The organism is Streptomyces sp. V4I8, from assembly GCF_041261225.1.
Taxonomy (GTDB): Bacteria; Actinomycetota; Actinomycetes; order Streptomycetales; family Streptomycetaceae; genus Streptomyces.
Genome location: NZ_JBGCCN010000001.1, coordinates 2,955,752 through 2,970,280, shown reverse-complemented (window position 1 = coordinate 2,970,280; position 14,529 = coordinate 2,955,752). Strand labels below are relative to the sequence as shown.

At 72.1% G+C, this 14,529-nt stretch carries 12 protein-coding genes; 3 read left to right on the top strand and 9 right to left on the bottom strand.

Features of this window, described 5'->3' with window-relative positions; all coding sequences use genetic code 11:
- Positions 1–8: 8 nt before the first annotated feature.
- From ABIE67_RS13475 to ABIE67_RS13455, 5 genes are all read right to left on the bottom strand, one after another.
- The gene (locus tag ABIE67_RS13475) at positions 9–1,520 is read right to left on the bottom strand and encodes a phytoene desaturase family protein (protein ID WP_370256727.1); all 1,512 of its coding nucleotides are present in this window, start codon (positions 1,518–1,520) and stop codon (positions 9–11) included.
- 114 nt (positions 1,521–1,634) lie between these two features.
- Positions 1,635–2,249 (bottom strand): DUF4126 domain-containing protein, encoded by a 615-nt coding sequence (locus ABIE67_RS13470; RefSeq protein WP_370256726.1) that lies wholly within the window; start codon positions 2,247–2,249, stop codon positions 1,635–1,637.
- Positions 2,250–2,652: 403 nt separating this feature from the next.
- Entirely contained in the window at positions 2,653–3,282 is a 630-nt protein-coding gene (locus ABIE67_RS13465) for a TetR/AcrR family transcriptional regulator (RefSeq protein WP_370256725.1), read from the bottom strand.
- 23 nt (positions 3,283–3,305) lie between these two features.
- Positions 3,306–5,390: a YhgE/Pip family protein gene (locus ABIE67_RS13460; RefSeq protein WP_370256724.1), complete on the bottom strand. Its 2,085-nt coding sequence runs from the start codon at positions 5,388–5,390 to the stop codon at positions 3,306–3,308.
- A complete protein-coding gene (locus ABIE67_RS13455) occupies positions 5,362–6,171 on the bottom strand; it encodes an ATP-binding cassette domain-containing protein (RefSeq protein WP_370256723.1) in 810 nt (269 codons plus the stop codon). Before ABIE67_RS13455 ends, ABIE67_RS13460 begins: the two co-directional genes overlap by 29 nt.
- Before the next feature lie 168 nt (positions 6,172–6,339).
- Between ABIE67_RS13455 and ABIE67_RS13450 the strand changes: the two genes are divergently transcribed.
- From ABIE67_RS13450 to ABIE67_RS13440, 3 genes are all read left to right on the top strand, one after another.
- Positions 6,340–6,912, top strand: a complete 573-nt coding sequence (locus ABIE67_RS13450; protein ID WP_370256722.1) for an SAV_6107 family HEPN domain-containing protein — start codon at positions 6,340–6,342, stop codon at positions 6,910–6,912.
- 261 nt (positions 6,913–7,173) lie between these two features.
- Complete coding sequence (locus ABIE67_RS13445; RefSeq protein WP_370256721.1) at positions 7,174–7,944, top strand: class I SAM-dependent methyltransferase; 771 nt, start codon at positions 7,174–7,176, stop codon at positions 7,942–7,944.
- A 301-nt stretch (positions 7,945–8,245) separates the two neighbouring features.
- Positions 8,246–8,638: a DUF3040 domain-containing protein gene (locus ABIE67_RS13440; protein WP_370256720.1), complete on the top strand. Its 393-nt coding sequence runs from the start codon at positions 8,246–8,248 to the stop codon at positions 8,636–8,638.
- Between the two features lie 296 nt (positions 8,639–8,934).
- Here the strand turns inward: ABIE67_RS13440 and ABIE67_RS13435 are convergent, their stop codons facing one another.
- From ABIE67_RS13435 to ABIE67_RS13420, 4 genes are all read right to left on the bottom strand, one after another.
- Positions 8,935–11,319: a DUF3488 and DUF4129 domain-containing transglutaminase family protein gene (locus ABIE67_RS13435; RefSeq protein WP_370256719.1), complete on the bottom strand. Its 2,385-nt coding sequence runs from the start codon at positions 11,317–11,319 to the stop codon at positions 8,935–8,937.
- Positions 11,316–12,689, bottom strand: coding sequence for a DUF58 domain-containing protein (locus tag ABIE67_RS13430; protein ID WP_370256718.1), 1,374 nt, complete (start codon positions 12,687–12,689; stop codon positions 11,316–11,318). The genes ABIE67_RS13435 and ABIE67_RS13430 overlap by 4 nt, the downstream gene beginning before the upstream one ends.
- Entirely contained in the window at positions 12,689–13,729 is a 1,041-nt protein-coding gene (locus ABIE67_RS13425; RefSeq protein ID WP_370256717.1) for an AAA family ATPase, read from the bottom strand. The genes ABIE67_RS13430 and ABIE67_RS13425 overlap by 1 nt, the downstream gene beginning before the upstream one ends.
- Positions 13,730–13,961: 232 nt before the next feature.
- Positions 13,962–14,510, bottom strand: a complete 549-nt coding sequence (locus tag ABIE67_RS13420; RefSeq protein ID WP_370256716.1) for a beta-class carbonic anhydrase — start codon at positions 14,508–14,510, stop codon at positions 13,962–13,964.
- Positions 14,511–14,529: the final 19 nt, after the last annotated feature.

The following is a 14,529-nucleotide window of genomic DNA, read 5'->3' as shown; positions in this document are numbered from 1 at the left end:
CGCGGGGGTCACTGCGAGCCCCGGAACTCCGGCCCCTCCACGATCAGCCCGGCCACCAGAGCGCCCGACATGCCGGCGTGGGGAAGACCGCCGCCGGGGTGGGACCAGCCGCCGACGGTGAACAGGCCCGGTACGGCAGTGCTGTTGGACGGGTGCAGCAGATGTCCGGCGCCCGCGGCCAGCGCCGGTGCCGGAACCGCTCCGCCCTCCGAGCCGGTCGCGTCCGCGATGTCGGCCGGGGTACACACCTCGTGCCAGAGGAGGCGGTCGCGCAGGCCCGGCACAGCGCCCTCGGCGACGGCGATCAGACTCTCGGCGTGCCGGTCGAAGACGTCCCGCTCCGCCCAACTCCTGTCGGGCTGCGGCACCACCGAGCTGAGCGTGATCGCCTCATGCCCGGGGTCCGGAACCAGTTCGGGGTCGGCGGGCCGCAGTACGGTGACCGTCGGCCGCGCGGCCATGACCGCAGCGGTGCCGAACAGGGCGTCCAGTTCGGTCTCGCGATCCTCCGCGTGCACCACTGTGCGGTGCGCCGTACCCTCCGGCCGGCCGCCGCGCAGCGCCATCAGCACCGTCAGACGGCTCGCCGCCCCGCGCTGGGGCGCGACCCCGTCCGTGCCCCGGACCGCTGTCTCGCGGACGAGGTGGTGCAGCACCCCGGGGGCGACGCCGGCGACCACGAAGTCGGCCTCCGTCACCGTTCCGTCGGCCAGCTCCACCCCCGCTGCCCGGCCGTCCTTGTCCAGGATGCGCACGACCTCGGCGCCGAAGCTGAAGTCGACCTTCCTGGCCACGCACCGCTCGTACACCGCCCGCGCCAACTCCCGTATGCCGCCCCGCACATACCAGGTTCCGAAGGCGTGCTCCAGGTACGGCAGTACCGCCGCGCTCGCCGGGGTCGCGCGGGGATCCAGGCCGTAGGCGAGTGCGTGGCTCTCCAGCAGGGCGACGAGCCGGGGGTCGCGCAGCTCCCAGGCGCCGACCTCGGCGAGGGTGCCGGCTCGGCGGGTGCGCAGGAATCGCTTGTAGGGGACCGCCGGATAGGGCTCGCGCTCGGCCAGCACCTGCCAGTTCGGCCACAGGGGCTCCTCGAGCAGCGGCCGTCGCGTCCGGTCCCACGCCTCGCGGGCGCGGACGAGGAAGTCGCCCCAGCGGTCGCCGCCTCCGGCGCCCAGCGCCTCGTCCAGGGCGGCCACCACGCCCGCGCGCGAGGCGTTCGGCAGGGAGAGCTCTGTGCCGTCCGCGAAGACGTGCCGCGCGGACGGGTCGACCTGGACCAGGTCGACGCACTCCTCCAGGGGCTCCTTGCCGGTCTTGATGAACAGGTCGCGGTACACGGCCGGGAGCGGGAGCAGCCCGGGTCCCGTGTCGAACCCGAAGCCGTCGCGCTCGAAGCGGCGCACCGCTCCGCCGTACGTCTCCGTACGCTCGTACACCGCCACCCGGTGGCCCGCGACGGCCAGCCGGGCAGCGGCCGCCATCGCGCCCATCCCGGCGCCGATCACCGCAATCCGTGCCATGCGTGGGACTTTATCGGCCGCCACTGACAGCGGCTCACCGACCTGGGTCGATACCCGGGTCCGGTACCTGGGTCCGATACGGTCCGGTACCTCGGTCCTGTCGTCGGGCGGACCTCAGCCGGGCCGCTGGCCCACCGCCTGGGCGAGCCGCTTCTCCTCGCGGCGCTCGGCCCTGCGGCGCCGGAAGCGGCGGATCCGCGAGACCAGGAAGAGGAGCAGCAGCAGCCCGGCGAGCAGCAGGGCGCCCGCGATGACCGCCGCGGCGACGGGGTAGAAGATCGCGAGGGTGATGAGGGCACCGACCCCGAGATCCTCGGCGAGGCTCACCACGATGTTGCTGAACGGCTCGGGCGAAGTGTTGACCGCCATGCGCGTCCCGGCCTTGACCAGGTGGCTCACCAGCGCCGTGGAACCGCCGACCGCGCCCGCGGCCAGTTCGGGCAGCGACCCGCTCTGCCCGGCGAGCAGCGCCGCGACGACCGCGCCCGCCACCGGCCGGATCACGGTGTGCACCGAGTCCCAGGCCGAGTCCACGTACGGGATCTTGTCGGCGACGGCCTCGCAGAGGAACAGCACACCGGCCGCGATCAGTACGTCGGGCCGTTGCAGCGCCTCGGGCACCTCGTCGCTCAGCCCCGTCGCGCCGAAGACGCCGAGCAGCAGGACCACGGCATAGGAGTTGATGCCGCTGGCCCAGCCGCTGGTGAAGATCAAGGGAAGTATGGACACGGACGCGATCGTAACCAGTCGGCGAGGGAGGGTCCTGGGGTTGAGTGCGCAGGTCTGAGTACGCGTACCTAGCCGGTGAGATGAGTACGCGCGCGGATGGGGGGCGACCTGCGTGAACGAGAGAGTGGAGGCACGGAGAAGGGGATCGGCTCCGGCACCGGCGACACGGGGCGCCGGAACGGAGCGACCCCGGATCCGCTCCTTCCGCCGACCAGGCGTCGGCGGGAGTGAGACCGGGGGACCCGGGGGAACGACCGAACGGGGGTCCAACGGGGGAAACGGGGGAACGGGGGAGCACGAGAAGGCGCCGGTTCGAGAGTGGCCCGCGGGGGACGCGGCCACTTTCGGACCGGCGCTTTCGTGTGCGCACCATGCCGCTACCGCCGCTCACGACATGGCGGCTTCAGCGGCACCCGCTCACCCGGCCCTGCAGCAGCCGGGACAGGGCCGCGTGCACGTCGTCCAGGGAGCGCTCCGGCTGGAAGGACTTCCAGTCCAGGGCGGCCACCAGGACCATGCCGACCAGCGCGGAGGCGGTCAGCGCGACGTCGATCTCCTCGCTGAACTCGCCGTTCTCCACGCCCTCGCGCAGCACCCCCTCGACGACCGCCACGGCCTGCTGCCGGACCACCATCAGCGTGGACTGCCAGGTCCGGTTCGTCCGCCACAACTCGGCGACATAGAGCTGGGTGAAGGACGGGTAGCGGTCGATGAAGACCAGGCCCGCGCGGATCATCGCGTCCAGGGCGTCCACCTTGGTGCCGCCGTCCCGGGCGGTCTTCTCGGCCGCCTCCCGGAGGGAGGCGGTGAGGAGTCCGACTCCGTGGCGCAGCAGCTCCTCGAAGAGGACCGACTTGCTCGCGAAGTTGTAGTAGACCGTGCCCTTCGCCACTCCGGCCCGCTCGGCGATCTCGTCAACGGTGGTGGCGGAGAAGCCCTGTTCGGCGATGAGCGTGACGGCTGCCTCGTAGAGCTTCTGCCGGGTGGCCTCACGGCGCGTGCTGCCGCCCGACGCGGCCTTGCTGCTTTCCATGGCCCCGATTGTGCCGCGCGCGCTCACAGGGTCAGCTCCGGGTGCAGCCGGTCGAGCGTCCAGACCTGCCGGCGACGGGCCGACAGCGCGGTCAGCGCGAGGGCGCCGGCGGTGAAGGCGACGAGCACCACGCACGCGTGCCAGACCGGTTCCAGGCCGCCGCCCGTGATGAGCCTCCGGAGGGCCTCCACGACGTAGCTCATCGGCAGGAAGGGGTGGAGCGCGTTGAAGAAGCCCGGGCTGGTCTGCACGGGGTAAGTGCCGCCCGCGGACGTCAACTGCAGCATCAGGAAGGCCAGGACTAGGATCCGGCCCGCCGCACCGAAGCGTGCGTTCAGCCACTGCACGATCGCCGCGAAGCACGCCGTCACCAGGAACAGGAAGCCCACCGTGCCGGCCGCCCGCACCATCTGCAGCCCGACCGCCCAGTGCAGCACCGACATCAGGGCCAGGGTCTGCAGCACCCCGATCGCCACCACGGGCAGCCAGCCGGCCAGCGCGATCCGCCAGGCCGAGGCGCCCGCGGCGAGCGCGCGCCGGTTCATCGGCGCGATCACCATGTACGCCACCATCGCGCCCACCCACAGGGACAGCGGGATGAAGTACGGGGCGAACCCGGTGCCGTAGTTGGGCGCCTTGTGCATGTCCCGGGAGACGAGCTGGACCGGGTCGGCCATGACCTCGGTGCGCTGGTCGCGGTCCTTCTTGTCGTAGTCGGGGATCTGCTCGGCACCGTCGTGCAGACCGTCCGAGAGCTTCCCGGAGCCGTCCACGAGCTTGTAGATGCCGCCGTTGAGGTCGACCGCGCCGGTCTTGAGCGCGCCCACACCGCTGTCCAGGTCCGCCGCACCGGTCTTGGCCGTGCCCACGCCGGAGTGCAGCTTCTTGGCGCCCGCGGCGACCTTCGCGGCGCCCTGGTTCAGCTTGTTGATCCTGGTGACGGCGTCGTCGAGGTCCTCCGAGAGCCGGGGCGCGCGGTCGGCGAGCGCCTGGGACTGCTTCTGGAGGGTGGCGAGGTTCTTGTCGAGCTTCTTCAGATCGCCGTGGTGGTCGGTGATCAGCGTGTTGAGGTCGTCGGCGATCGTCGCCACGTCCGCGGCCGAGTTCTTGGCCTTCTTCAGATCGGCGCAGGCCGGGTCGGGCAGGACGGCGTCCTCGCAGCGCGTCTTGTAGACGGTGTCCAGTACGGCGGAAGCCGCATGGGCGCCCTTGGCGGCGCCCGGAGCGTGCTCCACCAGGTCGTCGAGGTTGTTGCGGATCGCCCCCGAGGTGTCGGCGACCAGCCGGGCGGTGTCCCCGATGGTCTTCTCGTTGTCCTGGAGGAACGGGCCGATCTTCTCGTCGACTCCGTTGACCCTGTCGGCTAGCGTCTGCGTACCCTCGGCGACCTGCCGGGAGCCGCTCTCCAGGTCGCCCGCGCCCTGGTTGAGCTTCTTCAGGCCCGTGGACAGCTTGCCGCTGCCCTTCTTGGCGTCCTTCAGCCCGTCGGCGAGGTCCTTGGAGCCCTTCTCCGCCTTCCCGATGCCGCCTTCGAGCTTGTCGGCGCCGTTCGCGGCCTTGACCGTCTTGCCGTGGATGTCGGAGAACGAGACGAAGATCTTGTCCAGGAACGACCGCGACGCCTTCGTGGACGCGGCCTCGCGCACCTCACTGAAGACCGTCCGCGAGATCTGCCCGACGATGTAGTTGTTCGCGTCGTTCGTACGCACCTGGAGCGCGCCCGTCTCCGGCGAGGCGCCCGAGCTGGAGGCGATCCTCTTGCTGAAGTCGGCCGGCATGGTCAGCGACAGGTAGTAGCTGCCGTCCTCGACGCCCTTCTCGGCCTCGGCGGCACTCACCTCCTGCCAGTCGAAGACGTCGCTCTCGCGCAGCCCCTTGGTGATGTCGTCGCCAGCGACGAGCTTCTTGTCGCCGACGGTCGCCCCCTTGTCGTCGTTCACGAGGGCCACGGGGATGCGGTCGAGACGGCCGTACGGGTCCCAGAACGACCAGAGGTACAGGGCGCCGTACAGCAGGGGCAGCACCAGCAGCGCGACCAGGGCGGCACGCGGCAGCTTCCCCCGGCCGAAGCGCCGGAGCTCAAGCGCGGCCAGCCTCGGCGAGCGCATCGGCGGCCTCCTTTCCGTCGGTTTCCGGGGATGCCGGGGATTCCTTGGAGGTGGAGGCCGGGTCGGCCTCCGGGGAGTCGCCCTTCTGGGCGGTGGACACCTTGACGGCGTCGTCCGGGGCCTCGCTGCACACCGCCACGACCGTGGTCCCGGCCTCTGCGATCGACTTCAACAGCGCCCAGACCTCGGCCCGTTCGGCGTCCGAGAGCTTGAGATCGGTGTCGTCGACACCGAGCACGCGCGGGTTCCCGATCAGGGCCAGCGCGACGGACAGCCGCAGCGCCTCCAGCCGCTCCAGATCCCGTACGGCCGTACGGGAGCCCTTGGGCAGGGACTCCCGGTCGAGGCCCGCCGCCGTGAGCGCGGCGTCGATCCGCTGCTCTTCGGCGTTCCTCCGCTCGCCCCGCCGGCGCAGCAGTCCGCGCACCGAGTCGCCGAACCGCCGCTGCAGTAGCGCCCGTTCGTGCAGATGCTCGGCGACGGTCAGGGCCGGGTCCAGGTCGGTCACACCCGGGACGTGGGCCAGGGCGCTGATGCGGCGGACCGCCGCCATGCGCCTGGGCAGCACGGCGTCGCCCACGACGGCGGAGCCCTCCGTGGGCTTCATCCGCCCCATGAGCGCGAGCAGCAGGCAAGTACGGCCGGTGCCGGACGGCCCCTCGATCGTGATCAGCGAGCCTGCCTCCGCCTCGAAGGAGACCCCGCGGAACGCCCATCCGCGGGGCCCTTCGAGCCCGAGGCCGTGGGCCGTGACGCCGGCTGTGGCCACGGTTCCCCCCATTCCTGCCCCCTCTTTCTTTGAACTGACTGGTCAGTGCAAAAACTAGTCCGAACTCGCGATCGATGCAAAAGGCCAGCTCAGAACGGATTGTCAGTGCCATACCCCACGATGGGCACATACGGCCTCCCCTATCGGGCGTGCCGTCACACAGACGACAGGAGGTTCGTCATGGCCAGCTATCACGCAGCAGCCGCCCGTCGGCGCGGCGCCACCGGCCCTGCCCCCTCACTGACCGGCCCGGCGAGCGATGTGCACCCCGTGCTCCGCCGGACCACGGCCCCGCCCGCCGCCCTCGACCTGCTCGCCCAGGCCCGTGCCGGACTTGACGAGGCCGCCGTCCTGGAGACTCCGAACGAGCGCTATGCCACGGCCCACCTCTCCGCCCTGCGCATAGCCGCCGCCGTACTCGCCGCACGGGGGCGCCCCGAACCCTCGCCCAGGCGCCGCGCCCGGATCAGGAGCGCCTGGGAAGTGCTTCCCGAGATCGCGCCCGAACTCACCGAGTGGAGCGCGCTGTTCGCCTCGGGCGCCCGGCGCCGCGCCCGGGCCGAGGCGGGCATCCAGGGCGCGGCCAGCCGCCGGGACGCCGACGACCTGATACGCGACGTGGCGATGTTCCTGCGCCTCGTCGAGCGGATGCTGGTGCTCCAGCCGGTCCTGCCGCAGCCGCGACCGGACGCGGACGAGGAGGAGGCCGCCGGCGCACGCCACGCGCGCGACGACATGCCGGACGCCGGCTGACGGTGCGTCGGGGGTCCGTCGCTGCGCGCCCCGCTGGACGCCGGGTCCGCCCTCCGCGTCCACGGGTCCCGTTCACGGCCCTCGCCGTCCGGCCCCCGAGACGGACGGCGTCGCGCGGGACCGTGGTGGCCGGGTGAGGTGTCCTAGGCAATAGGGTGGAGGGCGCCTGAAGCCTTCCCGCTCCCGTGACCCGGGCGACCGGGATGGCAGCCCGTTCGCTCCGCCAGCCGATGGCGGTGCCGCGCCGAGGAGTCAACTACCGTGTCGGACCCGATGCGCCCCCGCGCCTCACTCCGTACCGCCGTGGTCTGGGAGGTCCTGCAGGACGCCCTGGACCGCCGGGTCAAGGCCACGGGTCGCCAGGCGCTCGACGTCCTCGACACCGGGGGTGGCAGCGGCAACTTCGCGGTGCCCCTCGCCCGCCTCGGCCACCGCGTCACCGTCGTCGACCCCAGCCCGAACGCGCTCTTCGCCCTGGAGCGCCGCACCGCCGAGGCCGAGGTCGCCGACCGCGTGAAGGGCGTCCAGGGCGACGCCCATGGCCTCTTCGACGTGGTCGAGCGCGGCGGGTACGACGTCGTGCTGTGCCACGGCGTCCTGGAGTACGTCGACGACCCCGCCGAGGGCGTCCGCAACGCGGTGGCCGCCCTGCGCGCGGAGGGCGTCCTCAGCCTGCTCGCCGCCGGGCTGGGCGGAGCGGTGCTGGCGCGGGCCCTCGCCGGTCACTTCAAGGAGGCCAAGCAGGCCCTGGAGGACCCGGACGGCCGCTGGGGCCAGGGTGACCCCGTGCCGCGCCGTTTCACCGCCGAGCAGCTCACCGGACTGGTCGAGGGCGCCGGCCTGAGAGTCGGTGCCGTGCACGGTGTGCGGGTCTTCGCCGACCTGGTCCCCGGGGCGCTGGTGGACACCGAGCCCGGCGCCCTGGAGGCGCTGCTGAAGCTGGAGGAGGCGGCTGCGGAGCTGCCCGCCTTCCACTCGGTGGCCACGCAGCTTCACGTGCTCGGCGAGACGGGGGAGACCGCCGGGGCCTGAGTCGCCCGCCGCGCTCTCGGTGATCGGACCTCGGGGGCGCGCCGTTGATCAGGGACTTGGCTGCACATGGAGTACGCCACAGGCCCCCCGATCGGGCGCTCAGCGCCGTATGATCGAGGGAGACCGTTCCGGCATGACGAGTCGGCCGCTGGGGAATGCAGATCTCAGCGAGTCGGGACGTCCATGGCGGAGCCCGGTTGGCCAATTGGCGTAGAGGGGCGGGTTTCACGGGGGCGATTCCCTGCCTATCCTGAAGGGACCCCCCGGGTCGCCCCGGCGACTGCACGATGAGGAGGACTCCGTGCCGCTCTCGGAGCACGAGCAGCGCATGCTCGAGCAGATGGAGCGAGCGCTGTACGCCGAAGATCCCAAGTTCGCGACAGCGCTTGAGGGAAGCGGGCTGCGTACGTACACCCGGCGACGGGTCTACCAGGCGGTCGCGGGCTTCCTCGTAGGTATCGCGCTCCTCATGGCTGGAATGGTCGCCAAGCAGGTCTGGCTCAGTGTGGTGGGCTTCCTCGTCATGCTGGGTTGTGCGGTACTCGCCGTGACCGGCTGGCGCAAGGCCCCCAAGCCGGGCGAACAGCCCGCCGGCGGCCCGCAGGCCCGCCACCAGCCACGCCAGAAGCGCTCGATGATGGACCGCATCGAACAGCGCTGGCAGCGCCGCCGTGACGAACAGGGCGGCCATTAGCTCGACGAGCAGCTCCCATACAGACGCAGGGGGTGACCACCGGTGGGTGGCCACCCCCTGACGTATGCCTGCGATGCCTGAGCCGCGGAGGCTTCTGGCCCCACACGGACCGGCCGCGTCCGAGCAGACGCATCCGGATGGCCCGGCGGAGGCCCCGGGAGCCCGCCCCAGGCCTCCGCTCCGCCCACAACGGGTCTCTCCGGGGTCTGGCGACCTCAAGAGATGCCTGCCGCGCATCGCCCTCCCCGCGCCCTCACGCGCGGCGCGCGGTCACCCGCACCCCGCGCAGCCCGCAGTTACCCCCGCTGACCGGGAGCGGAGGGCCTGCGCAGCGTGGGTCGGGCCTTCGCGGCGCGCTGTTTGAGGTTGATCCACCAGTCCGACAGCGCCCAGACCACCCGCACGCTGGATCGCGGGGCCAGCAGGGCGCGCAGCCTCGTCGTCCACTCGGCCTTGGACCCGAGGTGGGACACGACGCCGCGGACATCCTCCGCGAGGCCGGCCGCCGGGCGGGGGCTCGGGGCGTAGAGGACCTGTTCCACCGCGTCGGCCACCCGGTGCACCGAGGCCGCGGCCGATGGGTCGAGCTGGCCCAGCCGGACGATGCGGGCGGCGGTCTTGCGGGGGGTCTGGGAGTCGTCCGGCGGAATGCCGAAGTCCCATGCCGTGTCCGTCAGTTCCCGCCAGACGGCCAGGGTGTGGAGCGAGACGTCGGCCTCCGTGCGGCCATGCCCTCCCAGCCGTACCGCTCTGGTCCGCATCCGCCACAGCATCGGCGCCAACGGGATCAACAGCGCCCCGGCCCCACCGAGCACCCAGGCCAGGATGACGTACCACTTCGGGCCGTCGCCGTCCGTGGCCGGCGCGGCCGCCGGGGACTCGCTCGCGCACAGCTCCGGCTTCTGCCCCGCGCAGCTCTCGCTCGTGGAGGGCGAGGCGGACGGGCCCGTGCTGGCCGACTGCGAGGGCCGGGCCACGTCCGGAAGCGTGGAGCCCGGTGTGTCCGACTGGGTGTACGAGGGCACCGAGCCACGGGTCGGCGTCGGCTCGAAGCGGGTCCAGCCCACGCCCTCGAAGTACAGCTCCGGCCAGGCGTGGGCGTCCCTCAGCCCCACCGAGACCGAGCTGTCGCCCTGCGGCGTACCGGGCGCGAAGCCCACCGCGACCCGCGCGGGTATGCCCAGCGAGCGGGCCATCGCCGCCATCGCGAAGGAGAAGTGGACGCAGAAGCCCTGCTTGTCCCTCAGGAACCGGGCGATCGCCTGCCGGCCGCTGCCGACCTTGACGTTGGTGTCGTACTGGAAGCCGCCCGTTACGGCGAAGTACTCCTGCAGCTTGACGGCCTGCTCGTAGTGGCTGGTCGCACCCTTGGCGACCTCCCGCGCGGTCTGGGCGACCACCGACGGCAGCGAGTCGGGGAGCTCGGTGAACTCGCGCTTCAGGGCGGCCGGCGGCTCCGGCGCGTTCGCCAGCTGCTTCGCCGTCGGCTGTACGTCGAGGCTGCGCACGGTGTACGTCGCCCCGCGGGTGGTCTGGCGGCGGTCACCGACGACCGTCATGCCCAGGGGTTCGTACCGCCAGTCGCCCGAGATGTTCACGCCGCTGGGCGGGTACGGCATCGGCAGCCAGTTCTGGGCGTACCAGTCCGCGGCCGAGATGGTCGTCTCGACCTCCGTGCGCCGGATGTCGGGACCGAGGCCGAAGGGTGTGGGGAACGGGTCGGGCACGGCCTGGATGTTGCGCTTGGACGGCTGCCAGGTGGTGCCGTCGAAGTCGTCCAGGGACACGATCCGCAGGTACAGGTTCGAGAGGTCGGCCGTGTTGGTCTTCAGGGACAGGACCTCGCGGTCCTCGTCCACGTTCAGGCTGTCGCGCAGCGACACCAGCGGGTTCACCGCGGAGATCGTGCCGCCCCCGCCGCTGCCGGAGCCGACACCGGTGCCCGCGGCGTCCAGCAGACCGCCGTTCATCGCGGGCAGCCCGAGCGGCACCACCAGGGCGATGCCCAGCGCGACCACGCCGATGCGCCGGCCGGTGCGGACCGGTGCCACCGCGTCGGTCGGCTCTCCGCCCGGTCTCCGCGGGGCGCCGCCGAACACCCGGCCCCACTGCGAGAGCCGGTCCCGCCCCTCGGCCAGGAGCAGCATCAGATAACCCGCCGCGGCGACCAGGAACCACAGCCAGTCCGCGCCGCCGTCGGACAGCCCCGCGGCCACGGAGTACAGCGCCAGCAGCGGCAGCCCGGCCGGGGCGGCGCTGCGGAACGTCACCGCGAGGGTGTCCACCGCCAGGCCGATGATCAGGACACCGCCGATGAGCATCAGGCGGATGCCGTCGGACAGCGGTGCCGGGATCGAGTACCGGCTGACGTCCTCCGCGCCCGCCTGCAGCAGGTCGCCGAAATGACGGAAGGCCTCCGGGCCGGGGATCACTCCGATGATCGCCTGCTGGTTGGCGAAGGTCATGGTCAGCAGCATCAGGGCGACGAGGGCCTGCGCCACCACCGTCAGAGGGCGGGCCAGCGGCACGCGCCGGGTCGCCATGCCCACGCCCGTCTGGATCGCCAGCAGGAAGATCGCCTGAAACAGCCAGGTGACCGGGGAGACCAGCGGCAGCAGGGCGCAGGACGCCATCAGCGTGGCCGCCGCGGCGCACAGCGCCATCCGCGTCCGCCCGCTCATGCCCGTCCCCCCTCGCTCCGCGCGCCACTCGTCGCGACCGCGTCCGTACGCGCCCGGTCCGCCTGGCGCCACAGCTCGTCCAGCGAGGCACCGCGCGGCACGCTCACGGCCGTCCAGCCCGCCTCCCGCAGCATCCGCAGCCGCTCCTCGCTCCTGTCCAACGCGCCGGGCACGTCGGCCGGTTCCCGCACCCACGTCCCGCTGTCCAGCACGAAGGCCACCGCGCCCCCGCTGCGCTGGCGCATCTTGGCGGCCACCGCCGCCTGCTCCTCGTCGAGGTCGCCGAAGAAGGCCACCAGCAGCCCCTCGTTGCCGCCGCGCAGCACGTCGTACGCCCGCGACAGGCCCGTACCGTCCGAGTGGTCGATCACCGCGAGGGTGTCCATCATCAGCCCGGCCGCGTCCGCCGACTCCTGGCTCGCGCCCGCGAACCCGTCGGCGCCCTCGCCGGGCACCGAGCTGCCGCTGTCGGTCAACAGCCGGACGGAGAAGCCCCGTTCGAGCATGTGGACCAGCACGGACGCCGTGCCCGACACGGCCCACTCAAAGGCCGAGTCAGGGCCCGCGCCCTGGAAGGCCAGGCCCCGGGTGTCCAGCAGCACCGTGCAGCGGGCGCGCTGCGGCTGCTCCTCGCGGCGCACCATCAGCTCGCCGTAGCGCGCGGTCGAGCGCCAGTGCACGCGGCGCAGGTCGTCGCCGTAGCGGTACCCGCGCGGGATCACGTCGTCCTCGCCGGCCAGTGCCAGCGAACGCTGCCGTCCGTCGCCGTACCCCTTCGCCTCCCCGCTGAAGCGCACCGGCGGCAGCGGCTCCACGCGCGGGATGACCGTCAGGGTGTCGTACGTCGAGAAGGAGCGGGTCAGCTCGCACATGCCGAACGGGTCGCTCAGGCGCAGCTGCAGCGGGCCCAGCGGATAGCGGCCGCGCAGGTCGGAGCGCACGCGGTAGGACACCTCGCGGCGGCCGCCCGCCTCCACCCGGTCCAGCACGAAGCGCGGGCGTGGCCCGAGGACGTACGGCACCCGGTCCTGGAGCATCAGCAGGCCCGTGGGCAGCCGGGAGACGTTGTCCATCCGCAGATGCACCCGGGCCTCGCTGCCGGCGGGCACGCGCGCGGGGGAGAGCCGGCGGCTGCCCGCGACCCGGTAGCGCGTGCGGTACAGCACCGTCGCGCACACCAGCGGGAGCACCGCCAGCAGCAGGCCGACGCGCAGCAGGTCGCTCTGGCCGAGGACGTAGGCGCAGACGGCGGCCGCGATGCCGGCGGCCAGGAAGGAGCGGCCACGCGTGGTCAGACCGGCCAGTGCGGTGCGGATCCCGCTCTTCTCGCCGCGGTCCGCCTCCGCCTGCCCGGTCCCACCGGAGGTCATCACAGCCTCCGCGGCGGCTGCTGGCCGTACGCCGGAGTGCCGCGGCCCAGGCTGCCGAAGCCGCTCTGCTGCTGGGGCGCGGCAGGCACCGGGGTGCGCTGCAGGATCTCCTGGACGACCTGCTCGGAGGTACGGCGGTTCAGCTGGGCCTGTGCGGTGGGCAGCAGGCGGTGGGCCAGGACGGCCCCCGCGAGTGCCTGTACGTCGTCCGGCAGCGCGTACTCCCGGCCGCTCAGAGCCGCGGACGCCTTCGCCGCGCGCAGCAGATGCAGCGTCGCGCGCGGGGAGGCGCCGAGTCTGAGGTCCGGATGGGTGCGCGTGGCGGCGACCAGCTCCACCGCGTAGCGGCGCACCGGCTCGGCGACATGGACGCCGCGGACGGCGTCGATCAGCTTCACGATGTCGTGCGCGTGCGCCACCGGCTGGAGGTCCTCCAGCGGCGAGACCCCGCCGTGCACGTCCAGCATCTGCAGCTCGGCCTCCACGCTGGGGTAGCCGACGGAGACACGGGCCATGAAGCGGTCGCGCTGGGCCTCGGGCAGCGGATAGGTGCCCTCCATCTCGACCGGGTTCTGCGTGGCCACCACCATGAAGGGGCTCGGCAGCTCGTAGGTCTGGCCGTCGATGGTGACCTGGCGCTCCTCCATGGACTCCAGCAGCGCGGACTGCGTCTTCGGTGAGGCGCGGTTGATCTCGTCGCCGATCACGATCTGGGCGAAGATCGCGCCGGGCTTGAACTCGAAGTCCTTGCGCTGCTGGTCCCAGATGGACACGCCGGTGATGTCGGACGGCAGCAGGTCGGGCGTGAACTGGATACGCCGGACCGAACAGTCGATGGACCGCGCCAGCGTCTTGGCCAGCATTGTCTTGCCCACGCCGGGGACATCCTCGATCAGAAGATGTCCCTCGGCGAGCAGTACGGTCAGCGAAAGCCGTACGACCTCGGGCTTGCCCTCGATCACACCCTCCACCGAACTGCGGACACGCTCCACAGTGGCGGTCAGATCAGTGAGGCTCGCTCGATCGTCATAGGTCGTCACCCGGCCCTCCTCGGCCCGTTCTTTCCGGGCCGACGCGATGCGGACCGGCCCACCCCTGGAACACGGACACCACGCGGGGAAAGTTCCGCGTGTTGCCACACTCGCATTCTTGCTGCCGTTACCGATTCGTGTCACTCGACTGTGGACAACTGTCCGCGATATGTCAGGGCTTAGGCCCTTTTCTGCAGCCAGGGGCCGGGATTGATAGCGAAACGACAGCTGCGGCGGAGGGTCACGCGGGGTCGATCTCGCGCAGCAGACCCGTCTTCACGTCGAAGACGAAGCCGCGCACGTCGTCGGTGTTCACCAGGAACGGCGAGGTGCGCACGCGCTGCATCGACTGCCGCACGTCCTGGTCGACGTCCCGGAAGGACTCCACCGCCCAGGCGGGCCGCTGGCCGACCTCCAGCTCCAGCTCGGTGCGGAAGTCCTCGGTGAGGGACTCCAGACCGCAGCCGGTGTGGTGGATCAGGACGATGCTGCGGGTGCCGAGCTTGCGCTGGCTGATGGTGAGCGAGCGGATCACGTCGTCGGTGACGACGCCACCGGCGTTGCGGATGGTGTGGCAGTCGCCGAGTTCCAGCCCCAGCGCGGCGTGCAGGTCGAGCCGGGCGTCCATGCAGGCGACGATGGCGACATGGAGCACGGGGCGGGCGTCCATGCCCGGGTCGGTGAACGCGGAGGCGTAGCGCTCGTTGGCCTCGACGAGACGGTCCGTGACCGTGCCGCGGCGGACTATCGCGCTCTCGGGACCAGCGGGAACCGATGCAGAAGTCGTCATACCCATGACGTTACTGGTC